At 38.4% G+C, this 18,934-nt stretch carries 12 protein-coding genes and 24 tRNA genes; 28 read left to right on the top strand and 8 right to left on the bottom strand.

Annotated features, from left to right (window positions below):
- Positions 1–10 precede the first annotated feature (10 nt).
- The 4 genes from OC457_RS16450 to OC457_RS16435 all read left to right on the top strand — a co-directional run bounded on the left by OC457_RS16450 (position 11) and on the right by OC457_RS16435 (position 389).
- Positions 11–87, top strand: a tRNA-Asp gene (locus tag OC457_RS16450).
- A 50-nt stretch (positions 88–137) separates the two neighbouring features.
- Positions 138–213: transfer RNA gene (locus OC457_RS16445), tRNA-Thr, on the top strand.
- 9 nt (positions 214–222) lie between these two features.
- Positions 223–307: transfer RNA gene (locus OC457_RS16440), tRNA-Tyr, on the top strand.
- A 6-nt stretch (positions 308–313) separates the two neighbouring features.
- A tRNA-Asn gene (locus OC457_RS16435) sits at positions 314–389 on the top strand.
- Between the two features lie 93 nt (positions 390–482).
- Here OC457_RS16435 and OC457_RS16430 read toward each other — a convergent pair.
- A protein-coding gene (locus OC457_RS16430) for an IS630 family transposase (RefSeq protein ID WP_262054044.1) occupies positions 483–1,518 on the bottom strand; the annotation gives its coding sequence in 2 pieces (ribosomal slippage) (positions 483–1,058 and positions 1,060–1,518; 1,035 coding nt in all).
- A gap of 106 nt (positions 1,519–1,624) precedes the next feature.
- Between OC457_RS16430 and OC457_RS16425 the strand changes: the two genes are divergently transcribed.
- From OC457_RS16425 to OC457_RS16330, 20 genes are all read left to right on the top strand, one after another.
- Positions 1,625–1,715: transfer RNA gene (locus OC457_RS16425), tRNA-Asn, on the top strand.
- A gap of 124 nt (positions 1,716–1,839) precedes the next feature.
- Positions 1,840–1,925, top strand: a tRNA-Asn gene (locus OC457_RS16420).
- A gap of 352 nt (positions 1,926–2,277) precedes the next feature.
- Positions 2,278–2,368: transfer RNA gene (locus tag OC457_RS16415), tRNA-Ser, on the top strand.
- A 40-nt stretch (positions 2,369–2,408) separates the two neighbouring features.
- Positions 2,409–2,485, top strand: a tRNA-Asp gene (locus OC457_RS16410).
- A 50-nt stretch (positions 2,486–2,535) separates the two neighbouring features.
- A tRNA-Thr gene (locus OC457_RS16405) sits at positions 2,536–2,611 on the top strand.
- 9 nt (positions 2,612–2,620) lie between these two features.
- Positions 2,621–2,705 (top strand) — tRNA-Tyr (locus tag OC457_RS16400).
- A 6-nt stretch (positions 2,706–2,711) separates the two neighbouring features.
- Positions 2,712–2,787 (top strand) — tRNA-Asn (locus tag OC457_RS16395).
- 122 nt (positions 2,788–2,909) lie between these two features.
- Positions 2,910–3,000 (top strand) — tRNA-Asn (locus tag OC457_RS16390).
- Positions 3,001–3,122: 122 nt separating this feature from the next.
- Positions 3,123–3,210: transfer RNA gene (locus OC457_RS16385), tRNA-Asn, on the top strand.
- Positions 3,211–3,337: 127 nt separating this feature from the next.
- Positions 3,338–3,423: transfer RNA gene (locus tag OC457_RS16380), tRNA-Asn, on the top strand.
- Positions 3,424–3,777: 354 nt separating this feature from the next.
- Positions 3,778–3,868 (top strand) — tRNA-Ser (locus tag OC457_RS16375).
- A gap of 41 nt (positions 3,869–3,909) precedes the next feature.
- A tRNA-Asp gene (locus tag OC457_RS16370) sits at positions 3,910–3,986 on the top strand.
- Between the two features lie 50 nt (positions 3,987–4,036).
- Positions 4,037–4,112: transfer RNA gene (locus OC457_RS16365), tRNA-Thr, on the top strand.
- 7 nt (positions 4,113–4,119) lie between these two features.
- Positions 4,120–4,204 (top strand) — tRNA-Tyr (locus tag OC457_RS16360).
- Between the two features lie 414 nt (positions 4,205–4,618).
- A tRNA-Ser gene (locus OC457_RS16355) sits at positions 4,619–4,709 on the top strand.
- 47 nt (positions 4,710–4,756) lie between these two features.
- Positions 4,757–4,832 (top strand) — tRNA-Thr (locus OC457_RS16350).
- Positions 4,833–4,841: 9 nt separating this feature from the next.
- A tRNA-Tyr gene (locus OC457_RS16345) sits at positions 4,842–4,926 on the top strand.
- Positions 4,927–4,945: 19 nt separating this feature from the next.
- Positions 4,946–5,020, top strand: a tRNA-Gly gene (locus OC457_RS16340).
- Positions 5,021–5,026: 6 nt separating this feature from the next.
- Positions 5,027–5,102, top strand: a tRNA-Asn gene (locus OC457_RS16335).
- Between the two features lie 363 nt (positions 5,103–5,465).
- Positions 5,466–5,945, top strand: a complete 480-nt coding sequence (locus OC457_RS16330; protein ID WP_144379599.1) for a hypothetical protein — start codon at positions 5,466–5,468, stop codon at positions 5,943–5,945.
- Between the two features lie 101 nt (positions 5,946–6,046).
- Here the strand turns inward: OC457_RS16330 and norW are convergent, their stop codons facing one another.
- The 3 genes from norW to OC457_RS16315 all read right to left on the bottom strand — a co-directional run bounded on the left by norW (position 6,047) and on the right by OC457_RS16315 (position 9,285).
- Positions 6,047–7,192, bottom strand: coding sequence for an NADH:flavorubredoxin reductase NorW (gene norW, locus OC457_RS16325; RefSeq protein WP_080175594.1), 1,146 nt, complete (start codon positions 7,190–7,192; stop codon positions 6,047–6,049).
- Between the two features lie 18 nt (positions 7,193–7,210).
- The gene (gene norV / locus OC457_RS16320) at positions 7,211–8,734 is read right to left on the bottom strand and encodes an anaerobic nitric oxide reductase flavorubredoxin (protein ID WP_080175595.1); all 1,524 of its coding nucleotides are present in this window, start codon (positions 8,732–8,734) and stop codon (positions 7,211–7,213) included.
- 218 nt (positions 8,735–8,952) lie between these two features.
- On the bottom strand, positions 8,953–9,285 hold the full coding sequence (locus OC457_RS16315) for a hypothetical protein (RefSeq protein ID WP_080175596.1): 333 nt from the start codon (positions 9,283–9,285) through the stop codon (positions 8,953–8,955).
- 245 nt (positions 9,286–9,530) lie between these two features.
- Here OC457_RS16315 and OC457_RS16310 point away from each other — a divergent pair.
- Positions 9,531–9,621, top strand: a tRNA-Ser gene (locus OC457_RS16310).
- Positions 9,622–9,891: 270 nt separating this feature from the next.
- Complete coding sequence (locus OC457_RS16305) at positions 9,892–10,326, top strand: hypothetical protein (protein WP_080175597.1); 435 nt, start codon at positions 9,892–9,894, stop codon at positions 10,324–10,326.
- On the opposite strand, the gene OC457_RS16300 is transcribed toward OC457_RS16305, so the two are convergent.
- The 3 genes from OC457_RS16300 to OC457_RS16290 all read right to left on the bottom strand — a co-directional run bounded on the left by OC457_RS16300 (position 10,316) and on the right by OC457_RS16290 (position 11,474).
- Positions 10,316–10,468 (bottom strand): hypothetical protein, encoded by a 153-nt coding sequence (locus OC457_RS16300; RefSeq protein ID WP_162841692.1) that lies wholly within the window; start codon positions 10,466–10,468, stop codon positions 10,316–10,318. The genes OC457_RS16305 and OC457_RS16300 overlap by 11 nt on opposite strands.
- Positions 10,469–10,757: 289 nt before the next feature.
- On the bottom strand, positions 10,758–10,946 hold the full coding sequence (locus OC457_RS16295) for a hypothetical protein (protein ID WP_080175598.1): 189 nt from the start codon (positions 10,944–10,946) through the stop codon (positions 10,758–10,760).
- Between the two features lie 234 nt (positions 10,947–11,180).
- Positions 11,181–11,474 carry a hypothetical protein gene (locus OC457_RS16290; protein ID WP_080175599.1) on the bottom strand — a complete coding sequence of 98 codons (294 nt, stop codon included), beginning with the start codon at positions 11,472–11,474 and terminating at the stop codon, positions 11,181–11,183.
- Positions 11,475–12,013: 539 nt separating this feature from the next.
- Here OC457_RS16290 and OC457_RS16285 point away from each other — a divergent pair.
- Positions 12,014–15,352, top strand: coding sequence for an Ig-like domain-containing protein (locus tag OC457_RS16285; protein WP_080175600.1), 3,339 nt, complete (start codon positions 12,014–12,016; stop codon positions 15,350–15,352).
- Positions 15,353–15,482: 130 nt separating this feature from the next.
- On the opposite strand, the gene corA is transcribed toward OC457_RS16285, so the two are convergent.
- Positions 15,483–16,436: a magnesium/cobalt transporter CorA gene (gene corA, locus OC457_RS16280; protein WP_080175601.1), complete on the bottom strand. Its 954-nt coding sequence runs from the start codon at positions 16,434–16,436 to the stop codon at positions 15,483–15,485.
- A gap of 964 nt (positions 16,437–17,400) precedes the next feature.
- Between corA and OC457_RS16275 the strand changes: the two genes are divergently transcribed.
- A complete protein-coding gene (locus OC457_RS16275; RefSeq protein ID WP_080175602.1) occupies positions 17,401–18,780 on the top strand; it encodes a D-alanyl-D-alanine carboxypeptidase family protein in 1,380 nt (459 codons plus the stop codon).
- The last annotated feature ends 154 nt before the right edge of the window (positions 18,781–18,934 follow it).

The raw sequence follows: 18,934 nt of genomic DNA, 5'->3' as shown, positions 1-18,934 counted from the left end.
TTAAAGAATTGGAGCGGTAGTTCAGTTGGTTAGAATACCGGCCTGTCACGCCGGGGGTCGCGGGTTCGAGTCCCGTCCGCTCCGCCAACATAAAGACATAGTGTTAGATATTAACATGCTATGTAACGAAATTTTGTGCCGACTTAGCTCAGTAGGTAGAGCAACTGACTTGTAATCAGTAGGTCACCAGTTCGACTCCGGTAGTCGGCACCATTAAATTTCGGTGGGATTCCCGAGTGGCCAAAGGGAGCAGATTGTAAATCTGCCGGCACTGCCTTCGAAGGTTCGAATCCTTCTCCCACCACCATATAATTCCCTCTTAGTTCAGTTGGTAGAACGCCGGACTGTTAATCCGTATGTCACTGGTTCAAGTCCAGTAGAGGGAGCCAAATAGAGAAGCCCGCAAGTTATTGCGGGCTTTTTTACGTCTGAATTTTAGTAAAATGTAGTTTTGGGTTTCGAGGTTATACCAATCTGGAAAATTAACTGGTCAGGTTGATCCAATCTCTTGAACACATTCTAGTGATGCGTGAAGCCGATTCATTAAACTGATTCCATGCAAGGCAGACCTTATCGAGAATGTCGTTATAATCAGAAAAATTTTGATTAGCGAGATAGTGTTGTCGTAACCAACTCCAAACTTGTTCTATTGGGTTAAGTTCTGGAGAATATGGTGGAAGTTTGATGATGCTGAGATTATTAAACGGATTAGCAATATCGTCAGTATGCCAGCCTGCACCATCCATCACTACAATAGCATAACGACCTTTTTCTGTGGTTCGTGATATCTGAGCAAGGTGCTCAGTCATTATTTTTTTATTTACCCAAGGTACCACTAACGCCTCACCAACTCCTCTTGCTGGGCACACCGAACCAAATAGATAAGCATATTCAAACTGCTGTTGTTTTATCGCTCTTGGTCGAGTTCCTCGTTCAGCCCAAAGACGGGTAGTGGTATTTTGTTGTCCAAATCTTGCTTCATCTTGAAACCATACATCGACCTTATCGAGCGCTATATGTCCTGGGATCTTAAGGATCGTTTCAATTTTAAATTTTTTTAAAATTATCCTGGGCTTGCTGTGATTGTTTTGGATGTTTTGACCGTGATGTTATCCACGAAAAGCCCATGCGCTTAAGTAGATAATAGATAGAATCTGGGTGGTAGTTTTTATCAAATTCTTTGAGAATGTAAGCATGAATATCCGCGCCTATTAATCGCCCGCCAGAAGAGTCTTGAGCTTTAAGTTTAATATAATTGGATAGCTGCTCACGTTGTTTAGGTGAGAGAAATGCAGGGCGACCACTACGCGTTTTTTCTTGAAGCCCTTCTAAGCCTTCTTCAAGAAAGATACTCACCCATTTATTAACACTTGTTCGGCTAACTTTGAGATATTTAGCAATTTGAGTACGAGATTTACCTTCCTTGAAGTGCTCCAAGGCAAGTAATCTCATTTTCATTTGAATTGTTTTTTGTTGGCGAGCAAGCTTTTTAAAGTCGGTATTGTTTAGGCTGTCCATAGCGAATCTCATTTAAAAATGATGGCTTCAATTAGATCATAATTTTAGTTAGATTGGTATTAGAGGCTGCGAGAGTGTAAAGTGCTAGAACCCACCACCATATAATTCCCTCTTAGTTCAGTTGGTGCTTCTTTATTGACAAGATTAGCGGACTGTTAATCCACATGTCACTGGTTCAAGTCCAGTAGAGGGAGCCAAATAGAGAAGCCCGCAAGTTATTGCGGGCTTTTTTACGTCTGAATTTTAGTGAAATGTAGTTTTGGGTTTCGAGGTTAGAGGTTGCGAGAGTGTAAAGTGCTAGAACCCACCACCATATAATTCCCACTTAGTTCAGTTAGTGCTTCTTTATTGACAAGATTAGCGGACTGTTAATCCACATGTTACTGGTTCAAGTCCAGTAGAGTGAAGATAATAGAGAAGCCCGCAAGTTATTGCGGGCTTTTTTACGTCTGAATTTTAGTGAAATGTAGTTTTGGGTTTCGAGGTTATAGGCTGCGAGAGTGTAAAGTGCTAGAACCCATCACCATATAATTCCCACTTAGTTCAGTTAGTGCTTCTTTATTGGCGAGATCTTGCCGTTATTCGTGATGGAGGATCTTTTTTAAATCTAGTCAGTCCATTATATTGGCTTATAGATTGTTGTATAAAACATCAAATTGAGTGATATTAACAAGTATTGAGCAATTGATGATCACTTGAAAAGCTTTTTAATATTATTGCTTTACAAGGAAAGGGTCACGCTATATTATACGCGGCATTGGAGAGATGGCTGAGCGGTTGAAAGCACTGGTCTTGAAAACCAGCATACGTTTATAGCGTATCTAGGGTTCAAATCCCTATCTCTCCGCCAAATTCTAGAGATTCGATTTGTCGAGTTTCATTAAAGAATTGGAGCGGTAGTTCAGTTGGTTAGAATACCGGCCTGTCACGCCGGGGGTCGCGGGTTCGAGTCCCGTCCGCTCCGCCAACATAAAGACATAGTGTTAGATATTAACATGCTATGTAACGAAATTTTGTGCCGACTTAGCTCAGTAGGTAGAGCAACTGACTTGTAATCAGTAGGTCACCAGTTCGACTCCGGTAGTCGGCACCATTAAATTTCGGTGGGATTCCCGAGTGGCCAAAGGGAGCAGATTGTAAATCTGCCGGCACTGCCTTCGAAGGTTCGAATCCTTCTCCCACCACCATATAATTCCCTCTTAGTTCAGTTGGTAGAACGCCGGACTGTTAATCCGTATGTCACTGGTTCAAGTCCAGTAGAGGGAGCCAAATAGAGAAGCCCGCAAGTTATTGCGGGCTTTTTTACGTCTGAATTTTAGTGAAATGTAGTTTTGGGTTTCGAGGTTAGAGGGTGCGAGAGTGTAAAGTGCTAGATCCTACCACCATATAATTCCCACTTAGTTCAGTTAGTGCTTCTTTATTGACAAGATTAGCGGACTGTTAATCCACATGTCATTGGTTCAAGTCCAGTAGAGGGAGCCAAATAGAGAAGCCCGCAAGTTATTGCGGGCTTTTTTACGTCTGAATTTTAGTGAAATGTAGTTTTGGGTTTCAAGGTTATAGGCTGCGAGAGTGTAAAGTGCTAGATCCTACCACCATATAATTCCCACTTAGTTCAGTTAGTGCTTCTTTATTGACAAGATTAGCGGACTGTTAATCCGTATGTCACTGGTTCAAGTCCAGTAGAGGGAGTCAAATAGAGAAGCCCGCAAGTTATTGCGGGCTTTTTTACGTCTGAATTTTAGTGAAATGTAGTTTTGGGTTTCGAGGTTATAGGCTGCGAGAGTGTAAAGTGCTAGATCCTACCACCGTATAATTCCCACTTAGTTCAGTTGGTGCTTCTTTATTGACAAGATTAGCGGACTGTTAATCCACATGTCATTGGTTCAAGTCCAGTAGAGTGAAGCTAATAGAGAAGCCCGCAAGTTATTACGGGCTTTTTTACGTCTGAATTTTAGTGAAATGTAGTTTTGGGTTTCGAGGTTATAGGCTGCGAGAGTGTAAAGTGCTAGATCCTACCACCATATAATTCCCACTTAGTTCAGTTGGTGCTTCTTTATTGGCGAGATCTTGCCGTTATTTGTGATGGAGGGGATCTTTCTTAAATCTAGCCAGCCCATTAAATTGGCTTATAGGTTGTTGTATAAAACATCAAATTGAGTAATATTAACAACCATTGAACAATTGATGAACACTTGAAAAGCTTTTTAATATTATTGCTTTACAAGGAAAGGGTCGCGCTATATTATACGCGGCATTGGAGAGATGGCTGAGCGGTTGAAAGCACTGGTCTTGAAAACCAGCATACGTTTATAGCGTATCTAGGGTTCAAATCCCTATCTCTCCGCCAAATTCTAGAGATTCGATTTAATCGGGTTTCATTAAAGAATTGGAGCGGTAGTTCAGTTGGTTAGAATACCGGCCTGTCACGCCGGGGGTCGCGGGTTCGAGTCCCGTCCGCTCCGCCAACATAAAAACATAGTGTTAGATATTAACATGCTATGTAACGAAATTTTGTGCCGACTTAGCTCAGTAGGTAGAGCAACTGACTTGTAATCAGTAGGTCACCAGTTCGACTCCGGTAGTCGGCACCATTATTTCGGTGGGATTCCCGAGTGGCCAAAGGGAGCAGATTGTAAATCTGCCGGCACTGCCTTCGAAGGTTCGAATCCTTCTCCCACCACCATATAATGTCTATTGGTTTTTACATCATTAGTTAATGCTAGTAGACAATGATAAATAAGAAAGCCCGCAAGCAATTGCGGGCTTTTTTACGTCTGAATTTTAGTGAAATTTGGTTTCAAGAATGAGGGGGTAAGATTCCAATATTATATTTTTTCCTCTGAGTTTAGTAGAGAGAGCTTGATCGATAAGAAACGATAACTACGGATGAAATGTTTTATCATTAGATAGTCGTTATTCGTCATGAATGATACCTCTTAAAAATCTAGCTATCGTATTATATTGGTCTTATTGTTTGTGGTATAAAGCAACAAATTGAACGATATTAGAAACTGTTGATTAATTGATGATCACTTGAAAATCTTTTTAATATTATTACTTTACAATGAATCGGTCACGCTATATTATACGCGGCATTGGAGAGATGGCTGAGCGGTTGAAAGCACTGGTCTTGAAAACCAGCATACGTTTATAGCGTATCTAGGGTTCAAATCCCTATCTCTCCGCCATATTTAATTGTTAAGTTTCGACTTGGCGATAAAAAAGAAATTAGTGTGCCGACTTAGCTCAGTAGGTAGAGCAACTGACTTGTAATCAGTAGGTCACCAGTTCGACTCCGGTAGTCGGCACCATTAAATTTCGGTGGGATTCCCGAGTGGCCAAAGGGAGCAGATTGTAAATCTGCCGGCACTGCCTTCGAAGGTTCGAATCCTTCTCCCACCACCATAATTTGTAAAGATACATCGCAGGTATCGTATAATGGCTATTACTCCAGCCTTCCAAGCTTGAGATGCGGGTTCGATTCCCGCTACCTGCTCCAAATAATTCCCTCTTAGTTCAGTTGGTAGAACGCCGGACTGTTAATCCGTATGTCACTGGTTCAAGTCCAGTAGAGGGAGCCAAATAGAGAAGCCCGCAAGCAATTGCGGGCTTTTTTACGTCTGAAATTTAGTGGAAATAGCTCTTGAGAATGCGATATCGCCAGATATTAGATTCCACCATCATATAATCTCTTCTGTGTTTAATGATGAGGAGCTTTGCTGCTTGTTAATTTATCTATAGATGCTTCAAATACAGTAGAGAAAAGCTAAATAAGAAATATTAAAATAGCTAATCTTGACCATTTGTAGTTATTAATAAAATAATTTTTAGTATCACTTAGTATCGTTGATGTTTTCTTTTTTCATAAAGGAAGTTTCCATTTTAGTGACTATCAATTCATTAAATATAGGTATTTAATATAAAAACGATAATATAAGGACAAAATGATGAAAAGTTTTAATCATACCCATCATGATACATTAGATTGTATTAACTCATTCGTTAAAGAGCCCAATAAATTAATAAATTATCTATCTGAGTTCGATGAATGTTTAAGAACTGTACATGCTAATGATGCGGCTTTTCTTATAGAAAGTTTATTTGAACAGGAAATTGAAAAAGATACGATACTATTTCCAGAAATACATATTTATGATGTGAAAACAGCTATTGGTGATGATTCTAATGATTCAATAAAAAATATGGCTGATAAGTTACCGTCGCTTACACTATGTCTGATAAAGCTTAAATGTGGTGAACTGCTTACTTTCGTCGATGCTTTTTTCTGTGATCGAAACACGGCACTGCTAATGTTAAAAAATTTAGAAAATAATCTTGATGAACATAAACGTTCTTATCATGTTGAGTACCATGGTCTACCTCATGGTGAAATGCTTGAATCATTACACTGCAATGATAAATAAGATTTAGATTTATAAAAATAGAATGGAGTATTACTAATACTAAGTATCATATTTTTAGTATAAAAAGGGCAAACAACAATATTGCTGTTTGCCACTATTATTTATAAAGTAGGTGGTAATTGTCTTAATAATGCAAATACTTGTTTTTGTTTATTATGAGAAGCGATAAATCCTATTAATGATTGATCTGCCGTATGTGCTTTAGCAATATAACCTTCATGATCACGTTCAATCTGCCAATGGATATCCATAGCAGTTGTGATCCCTGCCAAACTTAATGGCAACCACGGTGTTTTTGCTTTAATTAACATTGGTGGCAGTGATAATGGTGTAGGTGTTCCTGCTAATGTTTTTGCAAGTGCTATTGCTGATAACATGATAGGTTGAATAAACGCACTGATTTTACCGTCGATCTCAGCACAATCCCCAATAGCGTAGACATTAGTTGCTGAGGTTTCTAGCATATTATTGACGATAATGCCCCGATTGGTATTGATTCCAGCTTGTTGTGCTAATTGAATTCTTGGTGCTAGTCCCATCGCAGCAATGATAATATCTGTATGTATATCTTCTTTTCCTTGTAGCGAAACTATCATTTTCTCACCAGCAGTATTAATTTCATTGATGGTGGCGTTTAGCTGAAGATCGATATCGTTTTGACTTAATATTTGGTGCAGTTCTGCAGCTATAAACTCTGGCAGTAAAGCGGGCATCATGGCAGCGGCTTTATCACACAACGTAATTTGTTTACCGGCAGTAGCTAGATCAATCGCGATTTCAGTGCCAATTAAACCAGCCCCTAAAATAGTAATATGCTTTGCGGCATTTATTTGTAATTGATTTTGCTGTAATTCAGACAAGCTATTTAATGTGATGATCTTATCTGTCGCATTACCTGCAAAATTTGGTATAAATGAGGTTGCGCCAGTTGCAATAATCAATGAAGAATAGTGCAATTGTTGCTGATTAAAATATACCCATTGTTGTGCAGTATTAATTTCTTTAATAACGGTGTCTGTTATTAATTCAATATTATGCTCTGCTGCAAACTCAATCGCTGTTTGTTTAATAAGATCTGTTGCTTGTTGATTACGACTAAATACATGACTTAGTTCAGGTTTAGAATAATCAGCACCTTGATCTGCGGTGACTAAAGTAATGGCAGTATGTTGATCTAATTTTCTAAACGATTTCACCCACTGGTAAGCAGCAAAGCCACTACCAATGACAATAATTGGATTTGACATTGTTAGTCCTCACTTTGCTTAGTTAATAGGTTCAAAGACTTCTTTACCAATGCCACATTCAGGGCAAAGAAAACTGTCAGGAACATCTTCCCAAGCAGTGCCTGGGGCTACATCTTGATTAGGTTCTCCTAGTGCTGGATCGTAAACCCACTGACAGACAGTACATAACATTTTTTGACCATCGCCAGCCTGCGAGCAACATGTCGTTGCTGTATTTATTGCTGGCTCTATTTCTTCAACAATACATGTTTGTTGTACTATTTCAGGAATATCAATCGCAACTTGTATTGCCGTTGCTGGTGTTACTTCGGTAGTGAAAGGTGTGTAGTTATCATAAGGACGTTCGTTTTGCGCCCATTCTTTGGCTATTTTTTTACCATGATCACGGCATTCTTGCAGTGCTTTACCATCTGGACGCCACTTAGTTTTAAGACCAATTGTAGTAAAGAAACCAGCATCAGTTAAGCGTGCATGAATACGATCAACAGCACCACCATTCCAACCGTAGCTACCAAATGCACCCGCTCTTTTATTTTTAAAACGTAAGCCTGTGATTTCTTCTAGTAAACCAGCAACTTTAGGCATCATAACGTTATTCATTGTTGATGAGCCGACAAGTACACCTTTAGAACGGAACATATTAGCAAGAATTTCATTTTTATCATGACGAGCGACATTAAAAATCCGCACAATAACTTGATCATCTTCTTCAGTGATCCCTTGTGCGATAGCATCTGCCATCATACGAGTATTATTTGACATAGAATCATAGAAAATAGTAATGCGATTTTCTTGATATTGATTAGCCCACTCAAGGTATTTTTCAATAATTTGAGTTGGGTTATCACGCCAGATTACACCGTGTGATGTTGCAACCATATCAACAGGAAGATTAAAGCCTAGAACTTCTTTAATTTTATTGGTAACTAATGGGCTAAATGGTGTCAGAATATTAGAGTAATAACGTAAGCATTGATCAAGTAACTCGTTTTGGTCAACTTCGTCATTAAATAGGCGCTCATCACAGTAATGTTGACCAAAAGCATCATTACTAAATAGAACAGCATCTTCTGTCATGTAAGTCATCATGCTATCCGGCCAGTGCAGCATTGGTGTTTCAACAAACACTAATGCTTTACCATTACCAATATCGAGCGTATCACCCGTTTTTACAGTATTAAAGTTCCATTCAGGGTGGTGGTGGTGACCAACGATTGAATCAATAGCATTTTCAGTACAATAGATAGGTGTATTCGGAATGCGGCTCATTAATTCACTTAGTGCACCAGCATGATCTTCTTCTGCATGGTTAATTACAATGAAATCAATATCGTTTAGATCAATTTCTTGTTCTAAATTTTGTAAGAAAGCTAATGTAAATTTATGATCAACGGTATCGATGAGTACATTTTTGCCTTCACGAATTAAATAACTGTTATAGCTTGTACCACGGGTTGTTTTATATTCAGTGCCATGAAAGTCACGTACTTCCCAATCACGTTGTCCAACCCAAGTAATATTGTTTTTAACATGAACAGCCATTTTTAAATTCCTTTAACGCTTTAAGTTGTATTTTGAATGCATGTTATTCCTTGGGTGCTATTGTGTCAATATAAAAAGAGTCATTTAAAATACATGTTATAATTTATTTAATATTATCAGTGGATTAGTTGGTATATTTATTGTTGAACCGTCAAAGTGCTGGCGGTTCATGATCGCAAGAAAATGATGTGAGACGAGAAGGAGACGAAGATGAAGTATTAATTAAGATTAAAAACCAGTACGACAATAGTAATAAGACTTACTGCATTAAGTACTGAATAGAGAATCGTTTTTGGCATGCTAAATGCCAAACTATTAAAATCTCGCTTTGAGCCAATAACAGTAATCGTTAACGGTAATACAACCAATAAGCCAAATATCCACCGAATAGTGTCAGTGATGGCATAGCCTATTTGAGTTTCAGCAACAATAAAACCAAGGATAGATAAAATAAGGGTAGTAAGTGAAATTGCAAAGGTTCGATTGTAAGAATCCATCAATTGAGCAAAAGCTTGATATTCTTCATCCGTAAAGTCTGATTTATTCGGCATGTGTTTTTCAGTCTAATAGTAAGGTAACTGTTTCTATTATAACGGATCATTGCTGAGATAACGAAAATAAAGATAATGCCGCGATAAGAGAATATAGAAAGCGTTTATTTAATGACCACAAATGAGTGGGTTTAGTTACCTTACTGTGTTTATTTGATAAAATTTGGCGAAAAATGTTTTAAAATTAATCAGTTGGTTGTTTTTGAGTTTACAGCTGCTAATGTGAATTGTATTATACGCGCCATGGAGAGATGGCTGAGCGGTTGAAAGCACTGGTCTTGAAAACCAGCATACGTTTATAGCGTATCTAGGGTTCAAATCCCTATCTCTCCGCCATATTTATTTAGAAAAAGCCAACACTTCGGTGTTGGCTTTTTTTGTTTAAGTAAAAGGAGGTTCAAATCCTCTAATACTCAAACCAGTATCACTAAATTATTAGAAAGCCAGCATGTAGATGTTGGCTTTTTTCGTCTAAAAATATAATTATTTTGACTGGCGATATAATTATATCGTTGGTTTGAATTTTCATATCTTGCACCTAAAATAGATGAAATACCCTATTATGTATGTGAATATAGGTCTTATTTTTTATGGAAGACGTTGATAATGACTTTTGAGCAATGGGCTTTTATTGCTGATATTTATACTCCAATTATTGTTTTTATGTGCGTTATTTGTTTAGTGTTATTAGAGCGTCGACAGGGGATGAGAAGTGGCTTATTAGCGTTTAGTGGCGTGTTGCTATCGACCATTTTTATTTATGCAGTTATGTTTCTCGATAATACGCTAGGTATTTGGCCTGCATTTAATTTGGATTACAGCACTCATACTGCGATTGCATTAGTCTTTATTGGTTATTTTATTGTGTATACACCTAAGATAAGACTATTAATGATACTTTCAATCGTGGGATACGCGTTGTTGATGATACACCAAAAATACCATACGCTAACTGACATTATTAGCACCACCATTATTGTCATGCCCGTTATATTATTATGCCAATATAAATGTAAATTAGCAGCGAATACTAAGCGTTAGTTTTTTGAGTAATAATGACATAATTGAGTAAGGTTAAGCCAATGACGAAACACCAAAATTGAACGGTGGGTAAGACAGAAGCAACTGAGCCGATCAATAACCCTGAGCTTAGTCCTATGGCTATTTTTTGTGGTATACGCATATGTAATTTCCTTTTTCGTTATTAGTGCTATCTAGTTATATCGAGATTAGGATCTTATGACTAAAGTTGGTAAAGATAAAAACAGTTGCAATTATATGCTTATGCATTGTCGTATTGTTATATGACAATATGTAAATTGAGCGTTTTATCTCAAAAAAGTAACTTTAAAATAAGAATTACATTTTATGCTAAGAATAGTTATAAAAATAAAGAGGAAAAGAGGATGTGTCTACCATACTCGCTGAAATAACAGTGAGTATGATATTAGATAATAATATAGGATATAGCGTTATCCTAAATTGGTTAAAATTTCACTTTCATTAAAATGAAGGCTGATAATGTCGTTAAAATGTGTATATTCATCAATGAAAGGGATTTTAACATCAATAGTTTCTGCTTCATCTATCGGTAGCCATTGTCCATTAATAGTGATTTTCCAAATAGTTTCTTTTAGTTTGATATATATTTTAGGTTGCATCCTTTGCCTCATGCAATCGCAATGATGAGTAATCAGTTGTCTTATGGTATCGAACATTAAGTAATCTTCAATTGATATTTACCATAAATAATACCTTTAGCCCAAATAATTACTTAAATATTATCGTTAATTAGAATATTTTTTTATTGAAAACACATATTAGGTCTTTTTAATAAAAAAGCTAACAGTGATAACTGTTAGCTTTAAGTCTATGGAAGATGTTAGCAAAGAAGACTAATCTTCAAACTCAACAAGTAATTCATCTTCTAAGTAATCAATAATGCAACCTAAAGCTGGAGCTGAAACAATATAAGATGTTATTTCAGCAACTTCAGGGGTTGATAGTTGTAATACTTCTAATACTGTATGTTCTGGGTTATAAACGACATTGAATTCTTTGGCGATAGCACAACTGTCATTATATTCATCAACAGATAGCTCAATTTTACCATTGTATTCTCCAATATCCGTATCAAAATTATCAACTAATATTTCGATCATAGCTTCATAGTAATGTTGGTAATCCATTGATTTTACCTTAATCTCATTTGAAAAAATTGCTATCTAATACGTTAGCAGTACTGGCGCTATGTTACCTTATTTTAGTGTGACAGAAAGCCTTAATCTTTAATAATACGGTATTCATTATTAAATGATATTAAGGAGTGGCTATTAATGTTATATGCCATTATTAAATAACGGACATTAAAAAAACCACATTTCAATTAAAAATAAAAGTCATTAGGGACTAAATTTTTATTCATAAAACGCTATTTATATTCCACATGAGCCTTTGTTTAATAGTGGTAATTACTGCAAAGTATGTATTTTTGTGTTTGTTACACCTACTGCAATATTTTAACGCCTTGTTACATAAAGTATTAGTTAATCTAGTGATAGCTATAATATTAAATTGTATTATATGTGCAATTATATGGTCAGTAACGCCTCATTAGTAAAAACAAAATACTAAAAATAAGTAAGTTGTACGGAATACAACAATGATACTTATATAAGGATAAGTGCTTTAGGTTTGTTAAAACGAGTGAGCATACTTAGGAAGTTAAGTGAAAAAAATAAATAAAATAACAGCAGCTATTGTTAGCGCTATTCTTAGTGGTAATGTTTACGCTGCTGACACTCGTATTGTTTCTTTTGTTCCTGGAGAAACAATTGTTCAGAATGGTGATGTGGTTGCTTATAATGGCACATGTTTTGTTGCTAAAAATAACCCTGGAGTATGGGAATCACCAAGTGCCGATTCATGGTTTTGGGATTCAGCAGAATGTTCAGGTGAGCCTAATCCTAATCCTAATCCAAACCCAACGCCCGATCCTGAACCCAACCCTGATCTTGATGGAGTTATTCCTTTCATTCCTGGCACAACACAAGTCAAAAATGGTGATGTTGTATCCTATGACGGTCAGTGCTTTATTGCTCAAAATAATCCAGGTATATGGGAAGCACCAAGTGCCAGCTCATGGTTCTGGAAGTTAACAGAATGTTCTGATGAGCCGTCGCCTGAGCCAGATGTGACCGAATTGTCAATTTTATCGCCAGTGGCTGGTCAGTTAGTTAAAATTAATGAAGCCATTGTAATAAAAGCGAACATTGAGGGTGAATTAGCATCAAAAGTAGAGTTTTGGGTTAATAACACTAAATTAGCGGAAAAAGTGATTACTCAAAATACGATGCTTTACGCTCAAACTTGGACGCCAAGTGAAGCGGGCAGTGCCGTCATTAATGTGTTTGTATTTGATAAAAATAATCAAAAAATCGAACAACAATCAGTTGCTGTGAAAATCGAAGCTGAAGGTAATGAAGATTTTACCGCGCCAGTGGTGAGCTTTATTTCTCCAGCGAATGGCGCAACGGTAAATAAAACAGATACCGTCTCTATTGCTGTTAACGCATCAGATGCAGATAAAGACTTAACGACAGTGGTTATTAATGCTAATAATCAACAAATTTGTAGCTTTGATGCCGCTGTAGCAACTACATTTAGTTGTGATTGGCAGCCGACTCAATCTGGTAGCGTAACACTCAGTGCTATCGCAACGGATGCACAAGATCTTTCTTCTAGCACCCGTTTAACTATTACCGTTAAAGAAGAAACCATCGAGCCACCAGTAACACCGCCAGGCGGATTGTGTGAAGAGTTTAATGTTTACCCCGACTGGACGCGTGGCGATCATGCAACGGGTGGTGACATTATGGTGCATAATAATATTGCTTACTCAGCTGTTTATTGGACTCAAACAACCCCTGGTAGTGATAGCTCATGGGCGCTGCATCTAAATTGTGATGGTTCAGAGCCGGGCACTGCGCCACTGCTTTCGCTACCAAACCCGATGGATCCTGTCCGTCTGGAAGTTGCAGGTTGGCCAAATACTTTTGTGGTTGCAAGTCCATCATCAACTGCGCCTGCTACATTAACTATTGAGACAAGTAAGAGCGCAGATTTAGCCAATGTTGATAAGCTAACAGCATCGTTTGTATCAATGATTGAAATGGCAACTCAAGCGGATTCCGCAGCAATTATTATCACGAGTGATGTGCTTGATAAGGCAACGCAAGACAAGGCTTTATCGTCACAAACTATTGCGGTTAAAGAAGCATTAATCAAAGCTGTTGATAGTACTGGTAGTAACATTGATATTGATGCAATCAATGCCCTGAGCAACGATCTACAAGGCTGGGCGCAAGCACATAACTTGATCGTATCAACTGTTGCACCACAATCTTCATTTGGTTGGTCGCTATCGATTGGTGATTTTGCATTTAATACCCATTCAGGTCGTCAGTCAGTATGGAATGCGGCGTCTAATTACACCGCTGATTTACTGGATAAATTAGCGCTTTATAAAGCCGATAGTGCAACTAAAGCTGATTTTGTGGCGTTCACTAAATCAAGTGTAACCGCGCCATTATCAAGTGATCAATGGCACAACGCGCTAGAATACGTTAAGCAAGTAACTGATTTTGTAAAAACACCTGCGATGCTGGCAAATATGTCAACAGATCAAGCAGCGAGCTATTTTATGGGAGATACAACGCATAAAGCTCAACTGCGTAAAGCAGCTTACAGCAATGTTTTTGCACTTTTGTTTGATAAAAACAGCGCTAATTTAACCGCGCAAATTGAATCTTATCAAGCTGCTAAACTGCCACTGTACTATGTTGGTAAAGAGCTAGAAAAAGGCTCACTAACCCGTATTGAAGCACTTAACCGTGAGTTAACCAGTGCCGCGAATGTGATGGATAACGAGGCATTTCTGTATGAAACACCACAATCACAGTGGGTGCCATCGACGGTTTATAAATGGAATGACTTCCTTGATGGTCTAAATGCCATGCATAACATTGGCGTTGCGGGGAATAAATTCTGGCTTTTAAATGATGAAGCAGATGATGCAACTAACATCACTTATGCGAAAGTTGCAATTGCTGCATTCTTAGCTCAAAGCATGCAAGAAACTATTCGTTACAATGCGTGTGATGAGAATAACTGGTCTGAAATTAAATACGGTGCACCAGCGGATTATCCGATGTCAGCAAGTTGTGGTCAGTTAGGACAGAAATACGCAGACTACGGCGTAAACCCTAATTCTGGTCTAGATTATGCTTACTCTTGTCCTCGTGATAACAAGATGGAAGTCAGTGCGTTAACGCATGCTAAATGGTATGGCGCGCCAGCACCAGTGTTTGCAGCACCGAATGCCGTATTAGAAGAGCGTGGTTTACTGGTGAATGGTCATGTTGGTCGTTGGACGAACAGCGGTCACTGTAATGATGAACCAGAGACAGTTGATACCTCAAAGCAAGTGTGGGAACGCGATACGTGTAAAACGTACGTTGGTCAAAAGGCAGGTACATTTATTTGGGATGGTAGCAGCCAAGAAAGTGTTGAAGGTTGTGGCTGGTGGGGACGTGGTGTTATTCAAACTACAGGTCGTCAGAACTTTGGTACGCTGAACCATTACCTAGGTCGCTCACATGTTGATCCTGCAACAATTGGTCAAACAATTGATGGTGTAACCGTTGAAGCGCCACCGGCAAATCCACTGTATGCTGATCTTGATTTCTGTTCGAACCCAGGCTTGATTTGTAGCTCAGAAGAGAACAAAGAGATCAAATGGATCGCAGGTTTATTCTACTGGGTAACATCAGTGCAAGCATATTCTGATGAAGGTGGTCAATATGCAGATTGGAACTATTATAACGAACTGAAAAAGTACGTTGATAGCGGACTAAAAGGAACTGATTTTATTGATGATGTTTCAGGTATTGTGAACCGTGGTTGTCCAGATTCTGTTTGTTCAACTGGCGAAGTACATAATGCGAAAGAGCGTCAAGCTAACTTTAAGCTAGTGTTAGAAAAGTTAGGTCTTAATCCGCAATTATAATCGTTACTAAATAACCGTTATTTTAGACTATCAGTCAGTAAAAATTGGCGACAAATAATAAAGAACCCTGCTTGAAAGTAGGGTTCTTTTTTTATAAATAATCAGTTGGGTAACAAAGATTAATAGTGGCTTATAGCCAACCCTTACGTTTAAAGAATAAGTAAGGTGCAAACCCCGCAAGTACCATCAACCCCAACGCATAGGGATAGCCCAGTTCCCAATGAAGTTCAGGCATAAACTTAAAGTTCATACCATAGCTAGAGGCAACCAGTGTCGGCGGTAAAAATACAACCGATACTACTGAGAAGATTTTAATAATGCGGTTTTGCTCAATATTAATAAAGCCCATTGCCGCATCCATTAAAAAGTTAACTTTTTGGAACAAAGATTCATTGTGAGGTAATAAAGAATCAATATCGCGTAACACTTCACGAGCTTGTTCTAATTCAATTTCAGGTAAACGCGCTTTGCGTACTAAAAAGCTTAATGCTCGCTGAGTATCCATTAGACATAGACGTATTTTCCAGCCCGCATCTTCTTGTTTTGCTAGGTGCGATAAAGCTTGATCAAAATTAGCTCCGGGCTTATTGCCACCTAAAATAGTTTTACCAATTGATTCTAGTTCGCTGTAAATATCTTCAATTACATCAGCAAGTTGCTCTATTTTTGTTTCAAATAGATCAAGCAATAATTCATAAGCATTACCTTGCTGTAACCGCTGTGTACGCGCTCGCATGCGATAAAGACGAAAAGCGGGTAATTCACGTTCGCGTAAAGTAAATAAACGACCATCACGAATGGTAAAAGCGACGGTTGCATTGCTTACATAGTCTTCTAGATCTTCAAAATAAAAAAATGAGTGAATATGTAAGCCATCTTCATCTTCAAAAAAACGCGCACTAGCCTCAATGTCTTCTAATTCAGGACGTGTAGCAAGACCTTGACCCAGTTGCTGTTGAACGCGCTCTCGTTCTGCTTCATTGGGTTCGATAAGATCAACCCATAATGCTGATGAAATAGGATCTTGGGCGTCTAAATCTAAGCGTTGTAAACGTAGGTCGTTTAATGTGTATGCGTTCAGCATGTCTCATATCTCCACTAATGGCGATGATATAAAGAACACTTTAAAACACGATTTGAAACTGATAAATACAGGATCTACCAATACAAAACTGGAATAATAAGATTTAAGCAGAAGCAATGAACATAAAGAAGTGTGCATGCTGGCAGTTAAACATTGCCAACTCACGCATAAAAGCAGAAGAGGGCAGATTAACGGAGAAAAATCTCATTCCAGTACCGACTGGGTGTGTTCAAAGCGGTGTCCTCTCTAAATAATGGTGTGCGCATGTTACGTCTGACAGGAAGAAGGTTCAAGTTATGCTATTGCAACATTAGATTTTCTTCTCGGTGTGTTAAGCCAAAGACCCATTCATGCACGATTAAGGTTTATTAACTCTCTGTTTAACTAATTATAATGAGATATTGTTATTTTGCGTGATTAAATGTGGGACTAAGTAGAGTTATTGTTATTTAAGGTAGAATATTATTCTAACGACGTTATTTTTATTATAAATACCAATTTTGAAACTTCGCCATGCTTTACAACACATTCTTATGTCATCCAAACCTAAGCTATAGCCTAAAAGAATGACTTGCCGAATTTGTTGCAGCATAAACATCATTATCGTTCAGGTTCCTATAAAGGATCTGCTGGTAAGATGGAAGCAGACAATATACGAGAAGCTATAACCAGCATGAGGTTCAAATGATCCGCTGAGAAAGTAGGACGACTTAGCACCATCATTTGGTTATAGCTATCAACGAGATTAAGGCTATATGCGGATAATGATCGGAACATCATTATAGAAATACGACCTATAATCTAAGTCATTGCAACGCTGATCAAGAACGAAAAAGCACTCACCATTTTTGTGGGAGTGATGAATAGATTCCGCAGGGCATTAATTACTCAGCGGAGTCAGTATCCTATCTAGTCGCTTTTTTATATCGCGCCTTTAGTAAGTAACTGTAAATTAAATATTCTTATGACAATAATCAAACAGCTTTCCTTAGCAGCAACCATCGCAGCATTATTGACCTCCAGTACAGTATTTGCCACACCTAGTAATGACGCAACGAACACTATGCCTAATAGTGATTACTTCGCGGCAACGCAATACAAAGCCGCTCAAGCGCCACTTAATAGCTTTGGTGCTATCGATGTAAAAACCAATATTCCAGAAAATATACAAGTGCCTTCTGCACCCGTAGAAGCTGGTGGCAATAATGGGATCCCAGAAACACTGGTGCAAAAATGGACTCAGGCAGGAATATTCCTACCTCAAGTTGAAGCACGCGCTTTCATTTTAATGGATGCCAATACGGGACAGATTATTGCCGCCAATGATGCCAACATGCGCATGGCACCAGCCAGCACCACCAAGTTAATGTTAATGTACATTGTTGAGCAAAAACTGGCCGATGGTGTGATCTCACTAGACTCAAAAGTACAAGTACCAGAAGTCGCATGGCGCACTGGTGGCTCAAGAATGTTCTTAAAGCCCGGCTCTTATGTTTCTGTAAAAGATCTTATCTCAGGCGTCATTGTTGAATCGGGTAATGATGCCGCTGTAACACTGGCAAAATATATCGCGGGTTCTCAATCTTCATTCGTTGCAATGATGAACGCAACTGCCGTTAAGTTAGGCATGCATAATACCCACTTTACCACTGTCATGGGCTTGCCAGCGCCAGCACATTTCTCAACCGCTTATGATCTAGGGCTGCTCGGACAGCACATCATGAACGACTACCCTCAATACTTTCATTTTTTCAGTCAAAAGTATTTTGAATACAATCATATCCGCCAACCAAATTTCAATCGCTTATTGTTCACTTATCAATATGCGACGGGCATGAAAACAGGCAGTACAGAAGCGGCGGGCTACTCGCTGGTAAGTTCAGCTAAGATACCAGATAACCCAATGAAGTTAGTTGGCGTTGTTCTTGGTACAAAATCACTGAATGAGGTTGCCGCTCAAAGTAAGGCACTATTCAATTACGGCTTTCGCTTCTTCAAGCAAGATACTTTATATGCAGCAAACAGCAAACTTTCTGAACAAAACGTTTGGGGAGGAAAACAAGATACTGTCTCTTTAGGCATAGAGAAGCCACTAACCTTGGTTATTCCTTCCAGTGTTGATGAGAAAAATCTGCTAAGTAAGCTGCAAATTGATCGTGATATCAAAGCACCGGTTGATAAGGGTGAAAAATTAGGCAAAATTACCGTGACCTATAATGGTAAAGTTATTCAAACTGAGCCACTTATCGCGCTCAACAGTGTTCAACAAGGCGGCTGGTTTACACGAACTTGGGCAAGTATCTCACTGTATTTCCATAACTTGCTAGCATCTTACGGTCTGTAAACGTTAAAACAATCGCAACAGCTATCATACGAATAAAGCCAATACTTTTAGTCGAAAGTGAATAAGGTATTGGCTTTTATTTGGATATAACAATGCCTGTGCCAAAATTCCGTCATTCCCTACAGCGAATGCCCGCGAGGGCGATAGGGAATCT

It is taken from the genome of Photobacterium toruni (assembly GCF_024529955.1).
Classification (GTDB): domain Bacteria; phylum Pseudomonadota; class Gammaproteobacteria; order Enterobacterales; family Vibrionaceae; genus Photobacterium; species Photobacterium toruni.
Note: the sequence above shows the minus strand (reverse complement) of the source record. Positions and strands in the feature narration are given on the sequence as shown.

Excerpts from the sequence above, each read along its gene's own strand:
- corA (WP_080175601.1), bottom strand. The coding sequence starts at position 16,436 with ATGCTGAACGCATACACATTAAACGACCTACGTTTACAACGCTTAGAT.
- OC457_RS16290 (WP_080175599.1), bottom strand. The coding sequence starts at position 11,474 with ATGGATTACCAACATTACTATGAAGCTATGATCGAAATATTAGTTGAT.
- OC457_RS16305 (WP_080175597.1), top strand. The coding sequence starts at position 9,892 with ATGACTTTTGAGCAATGGGCTTTTATTGCTGATATTTATACTCCAATT.
- OC457_RS16330 (WP_144379599.1), top strand. The coding sequence starts at position 5,466 with ATGATGAAAAGTTTTAATCATACCCATCATGATACATTAGATTGTATT.
- OC457_RS16295 (WP_080175598.1), bottom strand. The coding sequence starts at position 10,946 with ATGCAACCTAAAATATATATCAAACTAAAAGAAACTATTTGGAAAATC.
- norW (WP_080175594.1), bottom strand. The coding sequence starts at position 7,192 with ATGTCAAATCCAATTATTGTCATTGGTAGTGGCTTTGCTGCTTACCAG.
- norV (WP_080175595.1), bottom strand. The coding sequence starts at position 8,734 with ATGGCTGTTCATGTTAAAAACAATATTACTTGGGTTGGACAACGTGAT.
- OC457_RS16300 (WP_162841692.1), bottom strand. The coding sequence starts at position 10,468 with ATGCGTATACCACAAAAAATAGCCATAGGACTAAGCTCAGGGTTATTG.
- OC457_RS16315 (WP_080175596.1), bottom strand. The coding sequence starts at position 9,285 with ATGCCGAATAAATCAGACTTTACGGATGAAGAATATCAAGCTTTTGCT.
- OC457_RS16275 (WP_080175602.1), top strand. The coding sequence starts at position 17,401 with ATGACAATAATCAAACAGCTTTCCTTAGCAGCAACCATCGCAGCATTA.